The sequence below is a fragment of the Serratia sp. NPDC087055 genome, assembly GCF_044900985.1.
Lineage (GTDB): Bacteria > Pseudomonadota > Gammaproteobacteria > Enterobacterales > Enterobacteriaceae > Serratia.
Map to the genome: position 1 here is coordinate 275,216 of NZ_JBJDOG010000005.1, position 24,149 is coordinate 299,364.

General features: G+C 54.7%; 24 protein-coding genes. 10 read left to right on the forward strand and 14 right to left on the reverse strand.

All coding sequences use genetic code 11. The annotated features are described in order from the left end of the window. The first annotated feature begins 105 nt into the window (after window positions 1-105). On the forward strand, window positions 106-1,176 hold the full coding sequence (locus ACI2J2_RS20810) for an AI-2E family transporter (RefSeq protein ID WP_037424464.1): 1,071 nt from the start codon (window positions 106-108) through the stop codon (window positions 1,174-1,176). 54 nt (window positions 1,177-1,230) lie between these two features. On the opposite strand, the gene bcp is transcribed toward ACI2J2_RS20810, so the two are convergent. Beyond that, window positions 1,231-1,695, reverse strand: coding sequence for a thioredoxin-dependent thiol peroxidase (gene bcp / locus ACI2J2_RS20815; RefSeq protein ID WP_209638187.1), 465 nt, complete (start codon window positions 1,693-1,695; stop codon window positions 1,231-1,233). 2 nt (window positions 1,696-1,697) lie between these two features. Further along, window positions 1,698-2,303, reverse strand: a complete 606-nt coding sequence (locus tag ACI2J2_RS20820) for a glycine cleavage system transcriptional repressor (RefSeq protein WP_209638578.1) — start codon at window positions 2,301-2,303, stop codon at window positions 1,698-1,700. Between the two features lie 110 nt (window positions 2,304-2,413). Here ACI2J2_RS20820 and dapA point away from each other — a divergent pair, with 110 nt between their 5' ends. The 6 genes from dapA (at window position 2,414) to ypfH (ending at window position 9,274) form a co-directional block, all read left to right on the forward strand. Continuing rightward, window positions 2,414-3,295 carry a 4-hydroxy-tetrahydrodipicolinate synthase gene (gene dapA / locus ACI2J2_RS20825; RefSeq protein ID WP_209638185.1) on the forward strand — a complete coding sequence of 294 codons (882 nt, stop codon included), beginning with the start codon at window positions 2,414-2,416 and terminating at the stop codon, window positions 3,293-3,295. A 16-nt stretch (window positions 3,296-3,311) separates the two neighbouring features. Then, a complete protein-coding gene (gene bamC, locus ACI2J2_RS20830) occupies window positions 3,312-4,364 on the forward strand; it encodes an outer membrane protein assembly factor BamC (protein WP_209638183.1) in 1,053 nt (350 codons plus the stop codon). Between the two features lie 246 nt (window positions 4,365-4,610). Continuing rightward, a complete protein-coding gene (gene purC / locus ACI2J2_RS20835; protein WP_004951825.1) occupies window positions 4,611-5,324 on the forward strand; it encodes a phosphoribosylaminoimidazolesuccinocarboxamide synthase in 714 nt (237 codons plus the stop codon). Window positions 5,325-5,488: 164 nt separating this feature from the next. Then, a complete protein-coding gene (locus ACI2J2_RS20840; protein ID WP_404760760.1) occupies window positions 5,489-6,355 on the forward strand; it encodes a neutral zinc metallopeptidase in 867 nt (288 codons plus the stop codon). Window positions 6,356-6,479: 124 nt separating this feature from the next. Then, window positions 6,480-8,468, forward strand: a complete 1,989-nt coding sequence (locus ACI2J2_RS20845) for a GNAT family N-acetyltransferase (protein WP_322740280.1) — start codon at window positions 6,480-6,482, stop codon at window positions 8,466-8,468. Window positions 8,469-8,584: 116 nt separating this feature from the next. Then, on the forward strand, window positions 8,585-9,274 hold the full coding sequence (gene ypfH / locus ACI2J2_RS20850) for an esterase (RefSeq protein ID WP_209638180.1): 690 nt from the start codon (window positions 8,585-8,587) through the stop codon (window positions 9,272-9,274). A gap of 28 nt (window positions 9,275-9,302) precedes the next feature. Here the strand turns inward: ypfH and ACI2J2_RS20855 are convergent, their stop codons facing one another. Genes ACI2J2_RS20855 through ACI2J2_RS20870 form a run of 4 tightly spaced genes read right to left on the reverse strand, consistent with a single transcriptional unit; the run spans window position 9,303 to window position 11,651 of the window. Next, window positions 9,303-9,488 (reverse strand): YpfN family protein, encoded by a 186-nt coding sequence (locus tag ACI2J2_RS20855; protein WP_265555436.1) that lies wholly within the window; start codon window positions 9,486-9,488, stop codon window positions 9,303-9,305. 2 nt (window positions 9,489-9,490) lie between these two features. Then, the gene (locus tag ACI2J2_RS20860; RefSeq protein ID WP_265555438.1) at window positions 9,491-10,165 is read right to left on the reverse strand and encodes a M15 family metallopeptidase; all 675 of its coding nucleotides are present in this window, start codon (window positions 10,163-10,165) and stop codon (window positions 9,491-9,493) included. Next, window positions 10,162-11,289 carry a succinyl-diaminopimelate desuccinylase gene (gene dapE / locus ACI2J2_RS20865; RefSeq protein ID WP_209638173.1) on the reverse strand — a complete coding sequence of 376 codons (1,128 nt, stop codon included), beginning with the start codon at window positions 11,287-11,289 and terminating at the stop codon, window positions 10,162-10,164. Before dapE ends, ACI2J2_RS20860 begins: the two co-directional genes overlap by 4 nt. Beyond that, window positions 11,286-11,651 carry an ArsC family reductase gene (locus tag ACI2J2_RS20870; RefSeq protein WP_404760761.1) on the reverse strand — a complete coding sequence of 122 codons (366 nt, stop codon included), beginning with the start codon at window positions 11,649-11,651 and terminating at the stop codon, window positions 11,286-11,288. Before ACI2J2_RS20870 ends, dapE begins: the two co-directional genes overlap by 4 nt. A gap of 231 nt (window positions 11,652-11,882) precedes the next feature. On the opposite strand from ACI2J2_RS20870, the gene ACI2J2_RS20875 reads away from it, so the two are divergent. Continuing rightward, on the forward strand, window positions 11,883-12,308 hold the full coding sequence (locus tag ACI2J2_RS20875; RefSeq protein WP_209638169.1) for a GNAT family N-acetyltransferase: 426 nt from the start codon (window positions 11,883-11,885) through the stop codon (window positions 12,306-12,308). A 103-nt stretch (window positions 12,309-12,411) separates the two neighbouring features. Here ACI2J2_RS20875 and ACI2J2_RS20880 read toward each other — a convergent pair whose 3' ends face one another. The 5 genes from ACI2J2_RS20880 to ACI2J2_RS20900 form a co-directional block, all read right to left on the reverse strand. Beyond that, complete coding sequence (locus tag ACI2J2_RS20880; RefSeq protein WP_404760762.1) at window positions 12,412-12,732, reverse strand: isochorismate lyase; 321 nt, start codon at window positions 12,730-12,732, stop codon at window positions 12,412-12,414. Window positions 12,733-12,755: 23 nt separating this feature from the next. Continuing rightward, a complete protein-coding gene (locus ACI2J2_RS20885) occupies window positions 12,756-13,187 on the reverse strand; it encodes a GNAT family N-acetyltransferase (RefSeq protein ID WP_404760763.1) in 432 nt (143 codons plus the stop codon). A gap of 11 nt (window positions 13,188-13,198) precedes the next feature. After that, the gene (locus ACI2J2_RS20890; protein ID WP_404760764.1) at window positions 13,199-13,678 is read right to left on the reverse strand and encodes a tetratricopeptide repeat protein; all 480 of its coding nucleotides are present in this window, start codon (window positions 13,676-13,678) and stop codon (window positions 13,199-13,201) included. A 133-nt stretch (window positions 13,679-13,811) separates the two neighbouring features. After that, a complete protein-coding gene (locus tag ACI2J2_RS20895) occupies window positions 13,812-15,983 on the reverse strand; it encodes a TonB-dependent siderophore receptor (protein WP_404760765.1) in 2,172 nt (723 codons plus the stop codon). Window positions 15,984-15,991: 8 nt separating this feature from the next. Then, window positions 15,992-17,062 carry a YncE family protein gene (locus ACI2J2_RS20900; protein WP_404760766.1) on the reverse strand — a complete coding sequence of 357 codons (1,071 nt, stop codon included), beginning with the start codon at window positions 17,060-17,062 and terminating at the stop codon, window positions 15,992-15,994. Between the two features lie 531 nt (window positions 17,063-17,593). Here ACI2J2_RS20900 and ypfM point away from each other — a divergent pair. Continuing rightward, on the forward strand, window positions 17,594-17,653 hold the full coding sequence (gene ypfM / locus ACI2J2_RS20905; protein WP_100396732.1) for a protein YpfM: 60 nt from the start codon (window positions 17,594-17,596) through the stop codon (window positions 17,651-17,653). Window positions 17,654-17,773: 120 nt separating this feature from the next. Here ypfM and acrD read toward each other — a convergent pair whose 3' ends face one another. After that, on the reverse strand, window positions 17,774-20,911 hold the full coding sequence (acrD, locus tag ACI2J2_RS20910) for a multidrug efflux RND transporter permease AcrD (RefSeq protein WP_404760767.1): 3,138 nt from the start codon (window positions 20,909-20,911) through the stop codon (window positions 17,774-17,776). Window positions 20,912-21,192: 281 nt separating this feature from the next. Here acrD and ACI2J2_RS20915 point away from each other — a divergent pair, with 281 nt between their 5' ends. After that, entirely contained in the window at window positions 21,193-21,471 is a 279-nt protein-coding gene (locus ACI2J2_RS20915) for a helix-turn-helix domain-containing protein (protein WP_017893610.1), read from the forward strand. A gap of 26 nt (window positions 21,472-21,497) precedes the next feature. Here ACI2J2_RS20915 and narL read toward each other — a convergent pair whose 3' ends face one another. Together narL and narQ are read right to left on the reverse strand one after the other, a co-directional pair. Further along, window positions 21,498-22,130: a two-component system response regulator NarL gene (narL, locus tag ACI2J2_RS20920; protein ID WP_209638155.1), complete on the reverse strand. Its 633-nt coding sequence runs from the start codon at window positions 22,128-22,130 to the stop codon at window positions 21,498-21,500. A 161-nt stretch (window positions 22,131-22,291) separates the two neighbouring features. Beyond that, window positions 22,292-23,974, reverse strand: a complete 1,683-nt coding sequence (narQ, locus tag ACI2J2_RS20925) for a nitrate/nitrite two-component system sensor histidine kinase NarQ (RefSeq protein ID WP_404760768.1) — start codon at window positions 23,972-23,974, stop codon at window positions 22,292-22,294. Window positions 23,975-24,149: the final 175 nt, after the last annotated feature.

Consider the following 24,149-nt stretch of genomic DNA (forward strand, 5'->3'; position numbering starts at 1 on the left):
TACGCTTGAACCCCCATTTTATGCTGGGGTTTGTCGATAGATTGAGAAAATCCCCACCACAGGAACCGCAATGCCTGCCAGTCAAACCTCTAGGAGCACTCTCTGATGCTGGAGATGTTATTACAATGGTACCGTCGCCGCTTTACCGATCCACAAGCCATTGCGCTGTTGGTGATCCTGGTCGCCGGGTTCCTCATTCTTTATTTTCTGCATGGCATTTTGACCCCGCTGTTGGTGGCCATTGTGTTGGCCTATTTGTTGGAGTGGCCGACCGCGCGGCTTCAGCGCATTGGGTGTTCGCGTAACTGGGCGGCGAGCATGGTCATGATCATGTTTGCCGGTATCGCGATGCTGTTGGTGTTTGTCGTCGCCCCCACGGCCTGGCAGCAGGGGATCAACCTGATGACGGATTTGCCGGGGATGCTCAATCAGTTCTATAACTTTGCCGCGACGTTGCCGAAGCGTTATCCGGCGCTGGTGGATGCCGGCATCATCGATATGATGGCGGAGAACCTGCGCGGACGGCTGTCGGGTATGGGCGAGTCTGTCGTGAAATTCTCGCTGGCTTCGCTGGTGGGGCTGCTTACGCTGGCAATTTACCTGATCCTGGTACCGATGATGATGTTCTTCCTGCTGAAGGACAAAGAGCAGATGCTCAACGCCGTGCGGCGTGTCTTACCGCGCAATCGCGGGCTGGCCGGGCAGGTGTGGCTCGAAATGAATCAGCAGATCACCAATTATATTCGCGGCAAAGTGCTGGAGATGGTGATTGTCGGCGTCGCGACTTACCTGGTGTTCGTGATTTTGGACATGCGCTATTCGCTGCTGCTGGCGGTATTAGTGGGGTTCTCTGTCCTGATCCCCTATATCGGCGCAGTGCTGGTGACCATTCCCGTGGTGGTGGTGGCCATGTTCCAATGGGGCATCGGCGCTGATTTCTGGACGCTGATCGTCGCTTATCTTGTGGTGCAGGGGCTGGACGGTAACCTGTTGGTGCCAATTCTGTTCTCCGAGGCGGTCAATCTGCACCCGTTAGTGATCATTCTGTCGGTGATCATTTTCGGTGGGTTGTGGGGCTTTTGGGGTGTGTTCTTCGCTATCCCGTTGGCGACGTTGGTGAAGGCCGTCATTCACGCCTGGCCGGACGAATTGCGTGTAGAAACGGAACAAGAATAGAATAAGCGGGAAGGGAAATAACGAAGCGCAGCAGGCCGCTGCGCTTCGTGAGAATTATTGCTGCAGGTAGCTCAGAACAATGTCGTGATGATTGGTGGTCTTGAAATCATCAAACACTTTTTCAACCTTACCCTTGGCGTCGAGCAAGAAGCTGATGCGGTGAATGCCATCATAGGTTTTCCCCATGAAGGTTTTCTCGCCCCAAACGCCGAACTGCTCTGCTACCTGGTGATCCTCATCGGATAACAAGGTGAAGTTTAACAACTCTTTCTCGGCAAAACGCGACAGCTTTTCTGGTTTATCCGTGCTGATGCCAAGCACTTCGACACCGGCTTTTTTCAAGTCATCCATGTTATCCCGCAAACCGCAGGCCTGTACGGTACAGCCTGGCGTCATCGCCTTGGGATAAAAATAAACAAGCACTCGCTGTCCTTGGAAGTCGGCTAAGTTAATTTCCTCACCGTCCTGGTCAGGCAAACTAAAGTTCGGCGCTGTGTCACCGGCTTTCAATGGGCTCATAACTACTCTCCATCTTTCTCATCATGCTGTGGATAGTTAACAACGCTAATACTGCCTTGTGCTTTCAGTTCTGTACATAGGCGATGAAAGGCTTGCTCAATATTTGATGCATCTTGATTGCCGGGACTGTGTGCCGTGATCTGGATATACAGCTGCGGCGGCAGCCCACCTTCCGCCGGCTGGGTGCGGGACACCAACTCGGCAATGTTCATCTGGCTGGAGTCGAACAGATCGGTAAAACGCTCGATGAGGTGTGGGGAGTCCTGTACTTCAACCTGTACCCATACGGTGGCCGGCATCGGCGGCCTTTCGTGTGAGTTGGTCCGTTTCATTACAATGAGCAGGTCCAGTTCTGCGCCTTTTTGCGGCAGGGTGGACTCGATCAGGGTAATGGCGTTCCAACTGCCTGAAAGCAGCATGATGAACGTGAATTCTTCACCCAACATGGCCAGACGGCTATCTTCGATATTGCATCCGCAACTGCTGACGTGACGAGTGATGGCATTGACGATTCCGGGGCGATCGGCGCCGAGCGCGGTAATTACGAGATAGTGTTCATCTGGCTTAGGCAAAATGGAGCTTCCTGTCGTGCTCAATGGGGTTACCATGGTAAACATAAAAAAAACCGCCTGCCAAGCGCTTACAACACCGTTGTTTGCTTGCTTTTGGATAGGCAGCAAAAGTACCATGAGTGACTTGTTTGTGGAGGGGACGGCCAATGTTTACGGGAAGTATTGTTGCACTGGTTACGCCGATGGATGACACAGGTGCTGTCGATCGCGCGAGCCTAAAAAAATTGATTGATTATCATGTAGCCAGTGGAACTGCGGCTATCGTTTCCGTAGGGACTACCGGTGAGTCCGCAACGCTTGCCCATGACGAGCATGTCGACGTGGTATTGCAGACGCTGGAGCTGGCCGCAGGCCGTATTCCGGTGATTGCCGGCACGGGGGCCAACGCCACCGCTGAAGCCATTTCTCTGACGCAGCGTTTCGAAAATACGGGTGTCGCGGGTTGCCTGACGGTCACGCCGTACTACAACAAGCCGACTCAGGAAGGGCTGTACCAGCACTTCAAGGCGATTGCCGAAAGCACCGCACTGCCGCAAATCCTCTATAACGTGCCTTCGCGCACCGGGTGTGACATGCTGCCGCCGGTGATTGCGCGTTTAGCAAAAATTAAGAATATTGTTGCTGTTAAAGAGGCAACAGGGAACTTAAGTCGTGTAAGTCAGATCCAAGTGCTGGTTGATGATGAAGATTTCATTTTGCTGAGCGGCGATGACGCCAGCGGTCTGGATTTCATGCAACTGGGCGGCAAAGGGGTGATTTCCGTGACGGCCAACGTGGCGGCGCGTGAAATGGCGCAACTTTGCGCGCTGGCAGCGCAGGGCGATTTTGCCCAAGCACGCCGCTTAAATCAGCGCTTGATGCCGTTGCATCAGGATTTGTTTGTAGAAGCAAACCCAATTCCGGTGAAATGGGCCTGCAAGGCATTGGGATTGATGGCAACCGATACGCTGCGTCTGCCTATGACGCCGTTGACCGACGCTGCCCGTCCGGTAGTGGAACGCGCACTGAAAAGCGCCGGTTTGCTGTAACTCTAAGGGAAATTTGATGGTTTATTCATTGCAAAAGTCGAGGGTAGCAAAAGTCGTTGGCATCTCGCTGGTTATGATGTTGGCGGCCTGTAGCAGCGACCAGCGCTACAAGCGCCAGGTCAGCGGCGATGAAGCGTATCTTGACGCTTCACCGCTGAAGGCACTGAACGCCCCCGCGGGTATGATCCTGCCGGTGCAAAGTGGTAACTACGATGTTCCGGCTACCACGCTGAAAGGCGGGATCGGCAAGCAACTGGATATTCGTCCGCCGGTACAGCCTCTGGCATTGCTGAGCGGTTCACGCGCGCAATATGCTGGCGACAGCGGTACGCTGCTGCTTGAGAACAGCCCGCAAAACCAGAACCTGTGGTCACGCGTTGTCAGCATGCTGCAGGCGAAAAATATCGCGATTGCCTCACGCCAAGACGCCGGTCAGACTCTGACTACTGACTGGGTGAAGTGGAACCGTCTGGATGAAGATAACCAGTACGAAGGCCGCTACCAGATCAGCGTGCAGCAGCAGGGTTACCAGCAGGCGCTGGTGGTTAAAACCGTGGGTCTGCAGCAGCAGGGAAAAACCGATCAGGTTACCGACCCGTCTGAAGTTCAGCGCTACAACGGTATGATGATGAATACCATCGTTGAAGGCCTGGACAAACAAGACAACCTGGCAAGCAGCCAGTCTGCTAATCGTTTCGGCGCGCTGGACGTGCAGAGCGCGGCAGATGATACCGGCCTGCCAATGTTGGTTGTGCGTGGTCCGTACACTGTGGTGTGGGATCGCCTGCCGGCAGCGTTGGAAAAACTGGGGATGAAAGTGGGTGACCGCAGCCGTCCGCAGGGTACCGTCGCTGTGACCTACAAATCCCTGAGCGGCAGCGATTGGGATGCGTTGGGTGCCAAGGATCCTGAACTGAAAGAAGGCGATTACAAACTGCAGGTGGGGGACTTGAACAACCGCACCAGCCTGCAATTTATCGATCCTAAAGGTAAGCCGTTGACCCAGTCGCAAAACGACGGGTTGGTTGCGGCATTCCAGGCAGCATTCAGTAAAACCAGCGTTAAATAACGGAAAAGGGGCTTCGGCCCCTTTTTGTTTGATGGTTACGGTATCGTTTGCGTCGCAGATTTGGCACAATATACCCATCATTCTTGAAGCTACAGCTGTGTTGGCTGCGTGCACTCACCCCGGTCACTTACTTGAGTAAGTGACCGGGGACTCCTGCCCTTGCCGCCTTGCTGTAACTCCAATTATCTTGGGTATATCACGCCTGTGTGTTGAAGCGTTTTTAAAAATTTTTTTGGAGTAAGTGAGATGCAAAAAATAGCTGAGCTGTATCGCGGAAAGGCAAAAACCGTCTACACCACCGAAAACCCCGACCTGCTGGTGTTGGAATTCCGCAACGATACGTCAGCACTGGATGGTCAGCGTATTGAGCAGTTCGATCGCAAAGGCATGGTGAACAACAAGTTCAACCATTTCATCATGAGCAAACTGGAAGAAGCTGGCATCCCGACGCAGATGGAACGCCTGCTGTCAGACAATGAAGTGCTGGTGAAAAAGTTGGACATGGTGCCGGTAGAGTGTGTGATCCGTAACCGTGCCGCCGGTTCTTTGGTGAAGCGTCTGGGCATTGAAGAAGGCCTGGTGTTGAATCCGCCCCTGTTCGACCTGTTCCTGAAAAACGATGCGATGCACGATCCAATGGTCAATGAATCCTATTGTGAAACCTTCGGTTGGGTGAACAAAGAGCACCTGGCACGCATGCGTGAGCTGAGCTACAAGGCAAACGACGTGCTGAGCAAGCTGTTTGACGATGCGGGTCTGATCCTGGTCGACTTCAAACTGGAGTTCGGTCTGTTCAACGGTGAAGTCGTGCTGGGCGATGAGTTCTCGCCAGACGGCAGCCGCCTGTGGGACAAGAACACCCTGGACAAGATGGACAAAGACCGCTTCCGTCAGAGCCTGGGTGGTTTGATCGAAGCCTACGAAGAAGTGGCTCGCCGCATTGGCGTCAAACTCGACTAAGGGTTTTCGCTGCAAACGGGGTCATCTGGCCCCGTCATTTCCTTCATTTTCTCGTCGTCTGCGCCGTTTTGCCTGCATTTCCAGAAAAATTCTACATTTCCCCTGCCGCTGAGCATTTATAATGATCAACGTAACATGACAAAAACCTAATCTGGAGTTTACTTATGCGTTGGCAAGGGCGTCGGGAAAGTGACAATGTTGAGGATCGTCGCGGGCAGTCTTCAGGTCTGGGTGGCGGTGGTGGCGGTTTCCGTGTGCCTCGCGGCAAAGGCGGTATCGTCATTTTAGTGGTGGTGCTGGTGGCCGGTTATTATGGTGTCGATCTTTCGCCGTTGCTCAATGGCGGTGACGTGAGCCCGCAAACTCAACAACAGAGTGCCAGCATCAGTCCAAAAGACGATGAGCTGGCCAAGTTTACCTCGGTGGTGCTGGCCTCTACCGAAGATAACTGGAAAGACGTTTTCCAACGTATGGGGAAAACCTACCAGCCGCCTAAACTGGTCATGTATCGCGGCGTAACGCGCACCAGTTGTGGTACGGGCCAGGCGGCAATGGGGCCGTTTTATTGCCCGGGTGACAAAACCGTGTATATCGATTTGTCGTTCTATCAGGATATGAAAACTAAACTGGGTGCCGGCGGTGACTTTGCGCAGGCCTATGTGGTGGCGCATGAAGTCGGCCACCATGTACAAAACCTGCTGGGCATTGAAGCAAAAGTACGTCAGATGCAGCAGGGCGCCAGCCAGGCGGAAGTGAATCGCCTGTCGGTGAAGATGGAACTGCAGGCGGACTGTTTTGCCGGTGTCTGGGGCAAATATGCCGAGAAGCAACAGATGTTGGAAGAGGGTGATTTGCAGTCGGCGTTGAACGCCGCACAGGCGATTGGCGATGATCGTTTGCAGCAGCAGGGGCAAGGACGTGTTGTACCGGACAGTTTCACCCACGGTACCTCACAGCAGCGTTATACCTGGTTTAAGCAGGGTTTTGACAGCGGCGATCCTAACACCTGCAACACCTTCGCATCACGTTAACATGCTATGCCGGAGCCTGACTCCGGCATTTTTTTAAGTCTGAGTATCAGGCTATGTCCCACCTGTGGACGTGGCACCGTCGTAAATAAGGGACACCGCCTTGTTACAGGCAATGCAGCAACGTATGCAGCAGCAGGGCATCAGGCGCCTGCTGGTGCTCAGTGGCGAACCGCAATGGTGCCGCCAGCAGGCGCAACACCTGGCAGCGACGCTACCGGGTGACTGGCCGTGGGTGGGGGAAAACCCGCCCGCGGGCGTGCAGGCGTTGGCGAGTAGCGCGGTGAAAACGCTGTTGGGCCAAGAGAGGTTGCACGCGACCTTTGACGCAACAGCCGGTTTGGATGTTGAAGCGCTGGCAGCATTAGCCGGTACGTTACGTGCCGGCAGCTGGTTACTGTTATTGACGCCATCCTGGCGACAGTGGCATCAGCAGCCGGATCATGACAGCCTGCGCTGGAGCGATTGCCCACAACCGATCACGACCCCAAACTTTATTCATCATCTGCAACAGCACTTGGTGTCAGACACTGAGGTAACGGTCTGGCGACAGGAAGAGGCGCTGGCACTGGCCCCCTTGCCGTCACGCCCGGACTGGCATGCCCCGAATGGTCGCCCTACCACGGAGCAACAAAGGTTGCTGACGCAATTGTTGGGCGCCGAATCAGGCATTTGGGTACTGACGGCGGCACGTGGGCGCGGTAAATCAACGGTGGCGGGCATGCTGGTGGCGAATACGCCACTCACCTGTTGGATTACCGGGCCGAGCCGTGCTGCCACCGAAGTCGCCGGTGAATGGGCGCAGGGCCGTGCTCAATTTTGGGCGCCGGACGCGCTGCTGGCCCATTGCCGTGAACATGATGTCAGCGACGTAGGTTGGTTGCTGGTGGATGAAGCGGCGGCGATTCCCGGACCGTTATTGCAACGCCTGGTGAGCCATTTCCCCCGCGTTTTGCTGACCACCACGGTTCAGGGTTATGAAGGCACCGGCCGTGGTTTTTTACTGAAGTTTTGTGCTGGGCTTCCTGCGTTTCAGCCATTGGGGTTGGAACAGCCGATGCGTTGGGCACGCGGTGATGCGTTGGAGCGCGTAATAGATAACGCGTTACTGTTCACCGAGCAATCCCCCTGGCAGGCCTCAGGTGAGGCGGTCAGTATCAGCAGTACCGAACAACGCGGGTTGTGTGCCGAGCCCCAACGGCTGGCACGTTTTTATGCCTTATTGAGCAGTGCCCACTATCGCACCTCGCCGCTCGATTTACGGCGGCTGATGGATGCCCCCGGCATGCATTTCGCCATGGCGCAGGTGGAGGACAACGTCGTCGGTGCACTGTGGCTGGTAGAGGAAGGCGGATTGAGCGCAGAGCTGGCCCATGACGTCTGGGCGGGGCGACGGCGGCCACGCGGCAATCTGGTGGCACAATCGCTGGCGGCGCATGGCGGCCAGTGGTGGGCGCCGACGTTGCGTTCACGGCGTATTACCCGCATTGCGGTGTTACCTGCATTACGCCAGCAGGGCATTGCTCGCCGCATGATAGCGGAGCAACGCCAGCAAGCGCAGGGGCTGGACTACCTTTCGGTCAGTTTTGGTTACACCGAGCCGCTGTGGCGATTTTGGCAATCCTGTGGTTTTGAGCTGGTACGCATCGGTAGCAAAACCGAGGCCAGCAGCGGTTGCTACACCGCCATGGCGATCCTGCCGTTAACCGAACAGGGTGAAGCGCTGCAACATGCGGCCCATAAGCATCTCGCACGTGATTGGCGCTGGTTGCAGCCACGTATCAATCTGCAACTGGAGATCACCGGTGATGATGGTGATACACAACTGGGTGAGGACGACTGGCGCGAGCTGGCCGGGTTTGCTTTCGCCCACCGGCCACTCGAGGCCAGTCTGGGCGCGCTACAGCGTTTATTGTTAGCCAGCACCTTACCGCTGCCCGCTTTGCGTCTGCATTTGCAGCAACAAGCAACGCCAATAGCCTGCGTGGTACAGCTGGGTTGCAGCGGACAGAAAGCCTTGTTGCGTCGTTGGCGGCAAGAGGCGGGTTTGGCCCTCGAACAGCTTGATGCACAGCACTGCCTGCGTTGGCACGACTGGTCTCAATCGTTGGAATAAATTGAAGATGTTGCTCAATAAAACCCGATTTTCCTGATTCCTCAGCGGCGTATAGTAGCTGGCAGAAACCCGGACATTGGGTACTGGGCAGAATCTGATGAATGAAGGAGTCACCGATGAAACATGAGCATTTCGTTGTCCAAAGCCCGGCAACCCCGGCTGCGCAGCTGATCCTGCTGTTTCACGGTGTCGGCGACACCCCGGTCGCGATGGGTGAGATTGGCAGTTACTTCGCCAAGGATTTTCCGCAGGCGTTGGTGGTGAGCATCGGCGGCCCTTTCCCCTTCGGGAACGGCAGTGGTCGCCAATGGTTTTCGGTACAGGGTGTGACGGAAGATAACCGCGCCGAGCGCATCGCAGACGTCATGCCGCAGTTTGTCGAAACCGTACGTTACTGGCAGAAACACAGTGGCGTGAATGATGCGGGCACCGCGCTGATAGGTTTTTCTCAGGGATCAATCATGGCGCTGGAAGCCTTGAAGGTAGAACCCAAACTTGCTGGCCGCGTGGTGGCTTTCAGTGGGCGTTTTGCCAGCTTGCCGGAGCAGGCATTGGGTGAGAGCGTGGTGCATTTGATCCACGGTGAACAAGATGCGGTAATTGCAGTGCAGCACGCCAGGGCGGCGGCAGAACGGCTGCAGGCCAAGGGCGTCGACGTCACGTTGGATGTCGTGGATGACGTTGGGCATGCCATTAATCAGGCGATGATGAATAGCGCCCTCGAACGACTGCACTATTACGTGCCACAACGTTACTGGGAAGAGGCTTTGTTTGGTAAGCGGGGCGATTTAATCGCCTTCAAGTAAACGTCAGGGCGCATTACGCGCCCTGATATCATTTTTTCTTCGGCCAATCGTCTTCATCATCCCACTCGGCGTTGTTATCGCGGTGAGGGGGGAGTTCCGGCTTATCGGCCAGATAGCGTTTGACGTCAACGCGACGTAGCTCTTTGATCCCACTGATGATCATCCCGACGAGAATCAGCAAGATTATCCACCAATAGTCAGCTAACCATTCCATATTTACTCCTTTCCTTCAGTGCGTATAAAACGCGAAAATATCGATGGCAGATGCTCTTCAAGCCATGCTGCACCGGCAACGTCCTTATCTTTCCAGGCTGCCAGCAACAGTGCTGGCGTCAGCAAATGTTCAGCCTCGCGCGCCAGTGGGCGGTAGCTCAAATGCCAAGGCTCCACCGCCACGCCGTCACCCTCTTCGGTGAACGGACGGTAAAAGCCAAATTCGGCCATATGATCCGTCATCCACTGGTTGAGTGGATAAAAGTAGCCGCCTTGTTCGTATTCCCAGGGTTCCAGTTGCAACTTCTGCCCAGCGGGCAACAGAGAGGGATCGTAAACGTCCAGATCGCTGCCCCAGTGATGGCGGCTGGCGCCCGGTAAAGCCGACCAGCGTAAGATCGCCTCGCAACGTTCTGCCGCGGACAGCGGCGTGATGTCGATAGGCCGACTGTCCTTATCTAATACTGGCCGCTCGCCGCAGAATTTGCCATTCCAGATCGCCTGTTGCCGTTCAAAATCACGAAATGTGCTGGCGGGCTGTAGACTAAACCCGGCTTCGAGCGCCGCCTGTTGCATGGCAAGGAACGCCGCGACCGCTGCGGGTTGCAGGCGGTGGTGACCGCTAAGCGGCGCCAGGTGGTCAGTCGAGCGCCCAGTCAGCATTTCTGGCGTGATCATGCGACTAATTGCTCCATGATGCGTTGATACATGCGACTCAGTAATTGTAGGTCAGCCGCGTGTACACATTCGTTAACTTTATGGATAGTCGCATTGACTGGCCCCAACTCAACCACCTGCGCGCCCATTTGGGCGATAAAGCGGCCGTCGGAGGTTCCGCCAGTGGTCAGCAATTGCGGTGTCAGTTCGGAATAGTGTTCGACGGCATTCACCACCGCGTCTACCAACGCCCCGCGCGCGGTAAGGAAAGGGTGACCCGACAGACGCCATTCGATGCTGTAGTTCAGCTGATGGCGTTCGAGCAACTCCTCTACGCGTTGTTTGATCGTGGCGTCAGTCGATTCGGTGCTGAAACGGAAGTTGAACTGGACGAACATCTCGCCCGGGATCACGTTGTTGCTGCCCGTGCCGGCCTGCACGTTGGCGATCTGCATACTGGTTGGCGGGAAGAATTCATTGCCGTGGTCCCACTCAATGGCCACCAGTTCATTAAGCGCCGGCATGGCACGATGTACTGGGTTATCCGCCAGGTGCGGGTAGGCGACGTGGCCCTGAATGCCGTGAATGTGCAGGTTAGCGGTGATTGAGCCGCGGCGGCCGTTTTTCACCACGTCGCCGACGCGTTCGGTGCTGGACGGCTCGCCAACCAGGCAGTAATCAAGGCGCTCGTTGCGTGCCATCAGGGCTTCTACCACTTTCACCGTGCCGTGCGTAGCGCTGGCCTCTTCATCAGAGGTGATCAGGAATGCCAGACGCCCCTGATGGTGCGGGTTAGCCGCGACAAAGCGTTCGGCTGCAACTACCATGGCCGCCAGTGAACCTTTCATGTCCGCCGCGCCGCGGCCATACAGCATACCGTCGCGGATGGTCGGTTCAAATGGCGGGTTGTCCCAGCGTTTTTCGTCGCCGGTCGGCACCACGTCAGTGTGGCCGGCAAACGCCAGGGTTTGCCCCTCGCCGCGCCAGGCCCAGAAATTCAGGGTGTCGCCGAAAGGCATGGGCTCAACGGTAAAACCGATGGCTTCGAGACGTTCAATCATTAGCGCCTGGCAGCCTTCGTCATGTGGGCTGAGAGAAGGGCGTTTGATCAGCTGTTGGGCCAGTTCGATCACCGGGCAAATCATGCTGCCACCTCGGAAATAAATTGCTGATAACCCTCGGCGTTGAAGCCGAGCAGAGCATGACCTTTGCCGTCGATCAGCAACGGACGCTTGATGATGGCCGGTTGGGACAGCATCAGCGCGATGGCTGCATCGGGATTGTCGCAGGCGTTACGCTGCGCTTCGTCCAGTTTGCGCCAGGTGGTGCCGCGGGTATTCAGCAGCGGCTCCCAGCCCAAAATATCGACAAAATCACGCAGCTGCTGTTCGTCCAGCCCGTCTGCGCGGTAGTCGTGAAATTGATAAGCCACACCCTGTTCTTCCAGCCAGCGGCGCGCTTTTTTGATGGTGTCACAATTTTTGATGCCGTACATGGTTAACGTCATGGAGTAAGAACCTTCTCTGCAACCCAACACCGGCGCGTGTGGCCGGTGGTAAACCGCCGGTGGCGGTGAAATGAAAGCCAGCGACCAGAATGCCGAAAAATAGCGGGGAGTTCCACCGTCCAATGGTCTGAAAGGCGAGGAAAAGCTGAAAAAACACCGGCCGAATTTACCGCGGCGGATTATTTGCTAATCTCAATGTGGTACCCAGTCTGCCTGCACAAGAAGAAAAGCATGGATAAATATCGTATCGACATCACCGAAAGCGCGATTGATGAAATACACGCGCTGATCGCTGAGGGTTTGAATCAGTACAACGATGAGATCACGGGTAGCAACGACCGACGCCCGCTGGCCGTGGTGGTGAGAGATTCCGTGAGCGGAGCGGTGTTGGGTGGGATCACCGGACGTTCATCACTGGGCATGCTGTTTTTAGATCTGTTTTATCTGCCAAAATCGCTGAGAGGTTCGGGGCTGGGCAGCGAACTGCTGCGTCGTTTTGAACGGGAAGGGCGGAGCAGGGGATGTGTTTCTGCGGTGTTATACACCCTCAGTTTCCAGGCACCGAAATTTTATGAGCTGAATGGCTGGACGCGCTTTGGTGAAGTGCCCTGCCTGCCGGCGGGCACCCACCGTATCTTTATGATGAAGGCGCTGTAGTTTTTCTGGTCAAGGCTATGGTCTGAGCTGCCGCAATTGATAACCCAGACTTTTTTTCACCATCGGCCATTCGTGGTCGATGAGGGAGAAAACCCCGTTGCATTCACTTTTTGTCCTGGTCCTTGGACCAATGCTTCATCTCTTCGTCGATAAAGTAAGTGACGAGATCGCGATACAGTTTTTCTATCACTTCCGGGCTCAAACCGTGTTCTTCGGCCCAGACGCGTCTTTGCAACAGCATGGCGTCAAAGCGCTCTTTGGCGCGCACCGCATCGGGACTGGTCTTGAATTTTGCCGCTGCCTTTACGTAATCGAAACGTTTGGCGATCAGCGTGATGATGTTTTCATCCATCATATCTATTTCTGCGCGAATATCGTTCATATCCGCACACTCTTGCGGAAGCAGACGGTTCTCAATGTTCATTGAGGTGTTCTCTTAAGGTTTGTTCAACGCAGGTAGCCATTCTGTTGCAGGCGTTCCAATGACGCGCTGTCGGCATACACCATGCCGGTGGTCAGCTCACGAAAGTGGTATTTTTTGTAGAAATCCAGCTTGTCGGGCACCGAGTAGATAAACACCTTTCCGAGCGGTGCCAAATCCTGCATCACCCGATCCATCAATAGCCGCCCCCATCCCCGTCCCTGAACGTCAGGATGGAGAGCCACATCGGCCAGATAGGCAACGGAGGTCATATCACTTATCGCATGTGCGGTGGCGACCAACCTGCCATCGTAGTAGCCCCAATAGCAAAATTGGCTGTGCTGATAAACCCGTTGCAGGACTTGCGGGTCTCGTTGGCCCAATCCCGCAGCGTGCAAGAGTTCAGCTAACTGCTGCCAGTCGACGCCATAACGGTTTGGGTCGGTGACTATCTCCATATCGACCTCGCTTAGCCAATGCGATCCAGATCGGCGGCATATTGGCGGATTGCCCGTTGGTAACTGCTGATATCGCTGTATGAAGACGTTTCCGCCAGCAACAGCAACAGGTCTGCTACAGCCTGTTTGGTTTCACCCAGGTTGTACAGCGTCATGGCGCGGAACAGGGTCAATTCTTTCGCCTGCGGGAATTCGGCGAGTCCGTCGTCGAAGGTCGTCAGCGATTGCTGATACAACCCAAGCGCGCGATAGGTGCTGCCCAGGCCAAGCCAGGCTTCTTGCCGTTGCTTTGGCGGCAACCTGTGCGCCAGCGCCGCGAGATAACAAGGAATGGCCTGCTGCTCAAGCCCTTGTACGTCATACAGACATGCCAGTTGGTAGTGCAGGGTGGCTTCTTCCGGCTTTTGCAAAAGTTGTTGTTTCGCAAGTTCGGTGGCTTCTTGGTAACGGCCCAATTCTTTCAATTGTTCGATGGTCAGCGTAGGGGACATGACATGGCCTCAGAGACGTGGGGGTTTTTTGATACCTTTGGCACGCTACTACGGAAGAATTCATCACACAAGGAATATAGGCGTTGGCATAAAATCGGCCCCGTTATCCGGGGCCGTTTATGGAGAAAGACGATCAGAACTCGTGTTTGAGCGTCAGCATGACGTTGCGCGGATCGCCATAGTTACGGGTGCTGTAGAAATTAGCCTGCGAGTAATATTTCTGATCGAAAACGTTGTTCAGGTTAAGTTGCACCGAGGTTTGTGGCGTCAGTTTGTAACGTGCCATCGCATCGACCAGAACATAAGATCCTTGCTCAGCTTTACGCTGGACCATTTCGCCGTTTTTGGCCCCGTCAACGTTGGCATAAATGCGGCTCTGCCAGCGTGCACCCCCGCCCAGAGTCAGGTCGCGTAAGGCGCCAGTCAGTTGGTAGGTGGTGAACAGGTTGATGTGGGTGCGCGGCTGCTCGGTGTTGAGATTAACGTTATCTTTGTCTTTCAGCGTGAAGTGCGTAATGCCTAGCTGTGCATTCCAGCCTTGCGCCAGTTCACCGTTCAGTTCGAACTCGAACCCTTTGCTGGTCGCCCCCTGGCTCTCATGATAGGTCTGCTGTAACCAATCCAGATTACTCGTGTCTTCATCCTGCACGCCCAGGTTGTCCTGCGTGATGCGGAAGGCCGACAGCGACAGATTGAGTCGGTCATTGAGCAATGCGGCTTTGATGCCCACTTCCTTATTTACCCCTTCAATCGGGGCCAGGTAATGGCCGCTGCTGTCGAGATAGGTCTGATCCTTAAATATATTGGTGTAGCTGGCATAGGCAGATACCTGATCGGTCAGCTTATACACCGTGCCAGCGAATGGCGTCACTTTGTTTGCCGTGGTGGTGGTGGTGTTTTCGAAGCTGTTGAAGCGGGCACCGAGTACCAGATCCAAGCGTTCCGTAACGGAGAAGTCAGCACTGCTATAAATCCCGATTTGGCGCGTCCGGTAATCCATTTGCGGCATTTTGTCCGACCACTCGGGTTCACCCAGACCGCCGTTCCAATCACGCAGGCTGCCGCTAAATAGCCGGGAGGTGCTGGCGCTGCGATAGGTGCTGTAGCTGTGTTGCCAGGCTGAGGAACTGCCTACCACAAAGGTGTGGTTACGGCCCAACAGGGTGAAGTCACCGTTCAGCTTCATGTCTATCGCATGCTGATCGCGGTAGCCTTCATAGCGCCCGGCATACGGGCTTGAGGGTTTTACCGCCCAGGTATCGGGAGCGATCAGCCCGCCGAGACTCATTGCCATTTTGGCATCGAAGGCCTGGCGACTGTGGGTGTAGTTCGCTACGCCTTTCCAGTTGTTGTCGAACTGGTGTTCCAACGTGGCGAACTGAGTACTCAGTGTGGTATCCCAACTTGACCAGTCAGATGCCCCACTGTAGTGACGATCCCAGTTGATTTCGCTACCGTCGCTGAACCAGCCGGTTGGCAAGGCACCGCCCCAGGTTGAGGCTTTAGGCCGGTTTTGCTGATAATCCGCACCCAGTCGCAGCAATGTTTCGCTGGTCAGATCGGCTTCCAGCGTGCCGTAAATCACCCCCTTGCGTTCCTGATGCCGTTCCATATAAGAATGGCTGCGGTCGGCAGCGGCCGCGACGCGTACCCTGACGGTACCTTCATCATTGAGCGGTGTACCGGCATCTATCGTCGTGCGGTAGTGATCCCAAGAGCCGGCAGAAAGCTCGGCGCGGGCAAAAGGAGAAAGGCTGGAGGCTTTCTTTCTGACCAAATTGATGGCGGCACCCGGATTACCGACACCGTTTAACAATCCGGCGGCACCTCTGACGATTTCCACGTGATCCAGCGTGATCGAATCAATTTCAGATTCACCGCCGGAATAACCGGAATCAAAGAAGGTGGGAACACCGTCATATTGATAGTTATCGACGCTGAAACCGCGGTAATTGAACGAGGAGCGTTCGCTATCGTAATTGCTTTCACTGACGCCCGTTGACCAGCGCAGAATATCCTTTAGCGAATACGCATTGATATCATCAATCTGCTGACGAGTGATGACCGAAACCGACTGTGGCGTATCCTTGATGCTTAGCGGCAGGCCGGTTGCGGTGCTCATTTGGTGGGTGGTATAGGAACCGGTATTTTCGGTACTGCCGTCATCGCTAAACGGTGAAGCCACCACCTCCAGGGTTTCTTCTTTCTGCGGCCGGGAAGTCTGCTCGTTGCCTGCGGCCTGTGCAATCATGACCGGTAGGCACAGCAATGCACCGCCGGAAAGGCGAATCATAAAACTAGCCATTTCCTGCCTCACAGTCCGCCGAGGTTAATCTTGAGCAGGTAATCCTGCTTTTTCTCCATCTCTTCCTTGGACTGCTTGATGCTGGCGAACAACTGCTGGCCGTCGGAAGAGAGCGCCAGGCTGTTAGGCAATGCGCGGGTCGTGATGCTGTTTTTCACCCGGTAGCTGTTGCTGTCGACGATGCTGATGCGTTTGGCTTCGCGGTGGGTGATGTAAAGCTCGCTGCGTATCGGGTTAAATAACACCGCCAGCGAGTTGATCACGTCAATCTGGTGCAGGATTTTGCCGCTGTCGATATCAACAACCAGCACGTTTGGCAGGTCTGGATCGGTGATGAAGGCGCGCCCCGTTTTAGTATCGAGGCCGATGTTGAGGAAGAAGTGTTTTTTACTCGGTTCAACCACGACGCGTTTAAGGATCTTATGGCTGGTGGTATCCAGCGTAATCAGTTCGCCGCTGCCGTTGACGCAATAAAGATGGCCGCGTTCAGTATCCAGCGCAATGCCGGTTGGGTATTCACCCATGTTGCTCAGCGTCGCAATTTTTTCCCGCTTGGCGGTATCGATGATCCACAGCACGCCTTTCTGTGACGTGCCGGAGACATACAATCGCTGATTTTTCTTATCCAGCACCATTTCGCGTGTCGGTGTGAATTGGTCTTCTTTCATACTTTCGCTGAGCTCAATGGTGGCGAGTTCTTTGCCACTCCGGGTATCGATAACCGTGACCGAGCCGTCGACGGTGTTACCGATGTACAACAGGTGGCGTTGCTCATCGAGGGCGGTGGCGAAGGCGCGACGCTGGGTGGCGATATTGGCGTCGGTTGCCAGCGTGGACGGATTGACTTTAAAGACAATACCGCCGTTTTTTTCTTTGGCGAAGGAGGGCGTAGAGGCGGCAAACAGGGTGTTGCTGGTGCCATCAAAAGCCAGTTCATACAGGCCATGCCCGATAGGCTGGGTTTGGAATTGGTTCTCGGGAAGGTCAGCGGCCAGCGTTGAACAAGACAGCAGCAGCACGGCGGAAGCCAGTGCGCTGAGGGAGAAACCTTTACCTGAAGCGGACAGGTGCATCTTCATATACATTCCTTTACATTAACTTATGATGCGCGAATGCTAATGATATTGATAATTAATATCAATATCATTTGTTGAGTGGTGTAAGAGTGAGTTTGTTACTCATTGAAAAAATGGGATTTATTTCTGTCTGTCACATTATTGTTCGACACTTTTTTGTAATGCGATGATTTTTGTTGAGATATAACGTGAGGGGGTTTTCTACTTTGTATGCCAGTAACCTGTGAAAGACTGTAAATAAAAGTACAGCCAACAATGGCTGATGGGGTGATGCTTTTTGGATTGGCAAGGCTAAGCGCCAGGGTATTAAACCCAAGTCGGCGTGCCCAGATGCTGTCGGTTTAGATCTTTTATGCAGTGGGATTGACGGATTGATACCGGAAGGGAATAGCCAAGATTCGCCAGCGATCGGATAAGTACGAAAATGTGCACTACCCCCGGTTTTCGCGGGCGGCATCGTTCCCGAACCTCTTCACTTGCTCAAAAAACAGGCGTAGAATCCGCTTCGTCTATTAATTGAGGTTGTAAATTATTATGGTTGATCGTGAGTTGGGAAACTGGAAAGACTTCATCGATGAGATGTTAGGTAACTGACACTGCGGTGAGGTTGATAACAAGGTTGGTTTATTTGTCAGACATTGAAGCACCTTGGGAACGGAATACACGTTCGAGATAAAGCAGCATCGGTTTCCCGACGCTGCTTTTTTATGCCTGTTATTCCCCTTGGTCTTGCATTTTGGCGGCTATCGCGTGCTTGCCGGGGAAGCGGCGGCGCACCAATACAAAGAACAAGGGCACGAAGAAGATCGCCAGCAGGGTCGCGGAAATCATGCCGCCCATGACCCCGGTACCTACCGCATGTTGGCTGCCAGAGCCTGCGCCGCTGCTGATGGTCATTGGCAGTACGCCGAAGATAAAGGCCAGCGAGGTCATCAAAATCGGCCTCAGACGCATGCGTGAGGCCTCCAGCGTGGCCGACATCAAATCCTGGCCTTTATGGTTCAACTCATTGGCGAATTCGACGATCAAAATGGCGTTTTTCGCCGAGAGCCCAATAATGGTGAGCATCCCCACCTGGAAGTAAACGTCATTCTCCAGCCCGCGCAGCCAGGTGGCCGCGACGGCACCAATCACCCCGAGCGGTACCACCAGCATCACCGAGAATGGGATTGACCAACTCTCATACAGCGCTGCCAGGCAGAGGAATACCACCAGCAGGGAAATCGCGTACAGTGCGGGTGCTTGTGAACCGGACAGACGTTCCTGATAGGACATAGCGGTCCACTCCAGGCCGAAGCCGGTCGGCAACTGGCTGACAAGTTTTTCCATTTCGGCCATTGCAGTACCGCTGCTGACACCTTCTGCCGCCTCGCCAACAATCTCCAGTGCAGAGCTGCCGTTATAGCGTTCCAGGCGCGGAGAACCATATTCCCAATGGGACGTGGCGAAGGCCGAGAACGGCACCATGCCACCTGATTTGTTGCGAACGAACCATTTATCAATATCGCCAGGCAGCATACGGAACGGGGCCGCGGCCTGCACATAGACTTTTTTCACCCGCCCACGGTCGACGAAGTCGTTCACATAGGTTGAGCCCCAGGCCGTTGACAGGGTGTTATTGATGTCATCGATGGAAACGCCCAGTGTCTGTGCCTTGCGTTGGTCAATATCGATTTGCAGCTGTGGGCTGTCGTCCAGGCCATTGTGGCGGACTCGGGACAGCAGCGGGTTGGCGCTGGCCAGTTGCAACAGCTGGTCACGTGCCGCCATCAGTTTGGTGTGGCCCAGCCCGGCGTGATCTTCGAGTTCCATATCGAAACCGGAGGAGTTACCCAGACCGGTGATTGCCGGTGGGCTGCTGGCGATCACTCGCGCCTCATTAATCTTGTTAAAGGCTTTGGTGGCGCGATTGATGATGTCGAAAGAGCTATTGGCCCCCGAGGTGCGCAGATCCCAGTCTTTCAAACGAATAAACATACGTGCCACGTTCTGCCCATTACCGCCTGGCCCCGCACCAATGGTGGAGAAGACCGACAGCACGTCCTCTTTTTCTTGGGTCAGGAAGTATTGTTCAACTTTTTCCACCACCTTGGTGGTTTGCTGCAATGTGGAGCCTGGCGGTAACTGTACTTGCACGGTAAACACGCCGCGGTCCTCTTGCGGGAGGAACGAAGTTGGCAGCTTGATAAACAGAAACGCCATGCCGCCGAGCAGCAGCAGGTAAATTGCCATATAGCGCACGCTGAAGTGCAACACGCGCGCCACGCCACGCTCGTAGCGTGCGGCATTGCGGTTGAACATCCGGTTGAACCAACCGAAAAACCCGCGTTTGCCATGATGGTGGCCTTTGGCGATAGGTTTGAGCAGTGTGGCGCACAGGGCAGGGGTCAGAATCATCGCCACCAGCACAGATAACACCATGGCGGAAACGATGGTGATCGAGAACTGGCGATAAATTGCGCCCGTCGTGCCGCCGAAGAATGCCATCGGGATAAACACCGCCGACAGTACCATCGCGATGCCGACCAAGGCGCTCTGAATTTGCCCCATGGATTTTCGTGTGGCTTCACGGGGGGGCAGGCCCTCTTCGCTCATCACGCGTTCGACGTTTTCCACCACCACGATGGCATCATCCACCAACAGCCCGATCGCCAGCACCATGGCGAACATGGTCAGGGTATTGATACTGAATCCACAGGCGGAAAGAATGGCGAAGGTGCCCATGAGCACCACGGGGACCGCGATAGTCGGGATCAGCGTGGCCCGGAAATTTTGCAGGAACAGGTACATGACCAGGAACACCAGCAAAATGGCTTCCAGCAGCGTTTTCACCACATCCTTGATCGAGGCTTTCACGAACGGGGTGGTTTCATAGGCGACTTTGGCCTCCAGCCCGTGCGGGAAATACTGCGACAGCTCGGCGATTTTGTCTTTCACCAACTGGTCGGTTTGCAGTTCGTTGGCGCCGGAGGCCAGCTTGATGTTCATACCGGCAGCCTGCAGACCGTTATAGCGGCTGAGGAAGTTGTAGTTTTCGCCACCGAGTTCGATGGTGGACACATCACCGAGTGTGACCACCGAACCGTCCTGATTGACCCTCAGGGTGATTTTGCGGAACTGTTCCGGTGTCTGTAACTGGGACTGTGCGTTAATGGTGGCGTTAAGCGCCTGTTTATCGACGGACGGTGTGCCCCCTAACTGACCGACCGCCACCTGCGCATTCTGGGACTGAATCGCCGTGACGACGTCCTGGGTGGTGAGCTGATAGCTGTTGAGCTTGTTCGGATCGAGCCAGATACGCATGGCGTATTGCGAACCGTAAACGTCCATGCTGCCCACGCCGTTGATGCGGCTTAGCGGGTCCTGCAGGTTGGAGACGATGTAATCGGCAATGTCCTGTTTGTCCATGCTGCCGTCGGTAGAAACGAAGGCCACCATCATCAACGTGGTGTCGCCGGATTTTGATACCGTCACGCCTTGGGTTTGTACGGCTTGCGGCAGGCGCTTGATGGCCGCCTGCAGCTGGTTTTGCACCTGTTGCATCGCTTCGTTGGGATCGGTGCCGGCTTCAAAGGTCAGTGTCACGGTGGCCTGCCCGGTATTGGTACTCTGCGACGACATATACATCATGTTGTCCAGGCCGGTCATATTTTGTTCAATGATCTGGGTGACGGTGTTTTCCAGCGTTTGCGCAGAGGCACCAGGGTAAGTGGCGCTAATGCGAACGTTCGGCGGCGCGAGGTTCGGATACTGTTCCACAGGTAATGAAAAAATCGCCAAAACGCCCGTCAGGCAAAGAATAATTGCCAGAACCCAGGCGAAAATCGGGCGATCAATAAAAAAATTAGCCATGCAGCGCGAACCTCGTTATGACTTGTTCTATCTTTAAGACGCATCGGCGTTGCGTTTCTCAGCGGCTGGGAAGGATTCCGGCGCTTATGCACTTTACTCGGGAAGGGGGAGTAAAGCGTGGAGAAAAAAAGGAGATAATGTAAATAACGGTAGTAGAAACCTGCAAGGACAGCGCTATTGTTGTTAAAACGGTCATTAAGACAATTTTATGACTATCAAGGGCCTGGCCGAACAGGGTGCCCGAAAAATAATCAGGACTCATATTTAAGCAGGAGCTTGGCATGGAAATTAACCCGGTATTTGCCCGTCGTCTTTATCTGTGCTGGTTGATCAGCCACAGCGAACGGCCAAACGTCCCACGTCTGATGGAATTGACGGGGTGGCCGCGCCGTACCCTGCAAGACGTGTTGAAAGCCTTGCCAGGCTTGGGGGTCGAATTGCAATTTGTTCAGCAGGGTGTACGTAACAATGACGGTTTTTACCAGTTGGAAAACTGGGGGCCGATCAACAAGGGCTGGGTTCACCAGCATCATCAGGCGCTGCTCGCCGCCATCGAATAAAGGTTCCCCGGCGTGCCGGGGACGTCTTATTGACTCTTGTGCTCCAGATACATCACTGTCGCCGCCACGCGTGAACGCACATCCAGTTTGCGCAGCATGTTGCGGATATGCACCTTCACCGTCTCTTCAGAAATGTGCAATTGTGCAGCCACCTGCTTATTGGACATCCCGCGTGCGACTTCTTGTAATACGTCCAGCTCGCGTTCTGTCAGTTCGGCAAAGGGATCGTGCTGTTCGCTGCGGGACAACAGATAATCGGCCACCGCGTCGCTAATCACATTTTGGCCTTCCGCTGCGGCGCGAATGTGTTCCAGCAACTGTTCTGGTTCACTGTCTTTCAGCAGATAGCCGTCGGCACCGGCGTCGATCAGCGCATAAACATCGTTGCGTGAGTCGGAAACCGTCAGCACGATGATGCGTGCATCTACACTCTCATTGCGCAGTGCTTTCAGCGTGTCCAGGCCGGACAACCCTTTCATGTTCAGATCCAGCAGGATCACATCCGGTGTTTGTTGCAACGCAAACGTAATGGCTTCGTTGCCGTTGCTGGCTTCGGCGACTACCGTAAACAGCGGATCCAGCCCCAGCAGCTGTTTGATGCCCCGGCGCATCAGTGGGTGGTCGTCGACGATCATCACTCGGTAATTCTTCATCACCATGAAATATGCTCCCTGTAGCGAGTAAAGCCACTCAAACGTGCCGTGCAGCACGCTTCACAGTGGGACAGCCTCTTATAAAGTAGTGGTAATTAGCGCCACAAACATCCTTAAATGACCGTTAGACTTCGCTAAACCGTAACGAAGGGTGAACAGTCCTGATTTTATGGCGGGAATGTCAGCTGGACTTCCGTGCCCTCTGGCTCACCTCGCTGGATGCGCAGCGTTCCTCCCAGTCGCGCAGCGCGCTCGCTCATGATGGTCAGTCCATAGTGACCTTCTGGTTCACTCAGGCTGGCGATACCGCAACCGTCGTCTGCAATGCTAATCCTGTTGTCACCCTCGGCCGTCACGCCACAGCGAATCACGATCTCCCGTGCATCGGCATGTTTGATCGCGTTGAGTACCGCTTCGCGTACAATTTGCAACGCATGCACTTGCTGTTGGGCATTCAGCGCCTGGGAAGAAAGCCGACAGTGTAACTGAATCCGCGCGTCGGTAAGAACCTTTAATGGCGCCAGTAACTGGTCCAGTGCGGTATTTAAATCGGCTTCCTGAATGTTCAGGCGGAAGGTGGTCAGCAGCTCGCGCAATTGGCGATAGGCGTCAGCCAGCGCCTGATCGAAGTCATTGATAATCTCATGGGCATCCGGGGCGGTACCCGCCAACGTTCGTTTGAGCAGCGTGAGTTGAATACGCAAAAACGACAGGGCTTGCGCGAGAGAATCGTGCAACTCGCGGGCGATAGTGGCACGTTCTTCCATCAACAAAAACTGCATGTGCTGTTTCTGCGCGCGGTTAAAATACACTCCGCGGCTCAGCATGTTGGCGACACTCTGCATCAAATGCGGGTGAGGGGGATGATCCTGATGTTGCCAACTCAGTTCGCCCAACGGCTTGTCGCCCTGGGTGATGATCAGCGTTTGCCAGTCCAGCGTCGTTGAGGGTGAGCCGCTATGCAGTTGCCATTCACTGAGGTTGTCCGCCACTTTTAGCTTGATGCAGTGCAGCTGTTCACTTTGACGCACGATGTGCAGGATTTGCTCAAAGGCCTGCTGATCTATTTGCCGTACGCTCAGCGCTTGCGAACAGTTGTACAGCACCTCCAGCGTTTTGTTCGCTTGCTGCAGGCGCTGGGTTTTCTCCTGCACTTTATGCTCGAGCGATCGATACAGCTTGGCCAGATCGCCAGACATGGCGGTAAAGGATTGCGAGAGTACCCCGAGTTCATTGGGCAGTTCAGTGTCCAGCGGCGGGTAATTAAAATCCCGTTGTTGTACGCGCTGGCTGGCTTCCACCAGGTGCTTAAGCGGTGTAACGACCTGGCGTCGCATAAAGCGGATACAAAACAGCACCAAACCAATGATAGCGATATACCCCACCACGCTGATAGCGGCCACGATGGTCAGTTTCAGTTCGGAATAACGCTGTAGCGCCAGCACAAAATGGTCAATCTGATTCACATAGCCGGCGATGTTGGCCTGATAGTCTGCCGCTTGGTCAGCCTGGATCTGCTGCGCAAGCGGTTGCCAGGCGTGTTGCAGAGACTGGTATTTTTCACGTACATCCGCAGGCACGTAAAAACGATCCAACTTTTGCAATACCGGGGCTTGCAGAGACTCTTGGTATTGCCGCAGATGCTGATTCTGTTCCGGGGCCTGTTGGGTAAGGTCGTACGCCAGTCGGTAGCTTTGCATACGCAGTGAGCCGGCAATGTTGACCGCTTCGGCATCACGCAGGCTGTCAGCGACGGTAGTCAACGCCAAGCCAGTGGAGAGCACGGACAATATGACAATGCAAAACAGCGCCTTGGCCAGGCTGCTGGTCACTGAACGTTTAACAAGCAATCATGCATCCTTTTCTCGCGTGCGATGGACATTGTGGAGTTTCATTCGAAAGCAAAATTATAACTTTTGCAACTAAAATGCGCGTGTCTCGCATTAAGTTGCCTGTCATGTCACCCATCAATAGACGTTATATAATCAAGTAAATAGCGACTAGTTGGGAATAGCGTGGCTAAAA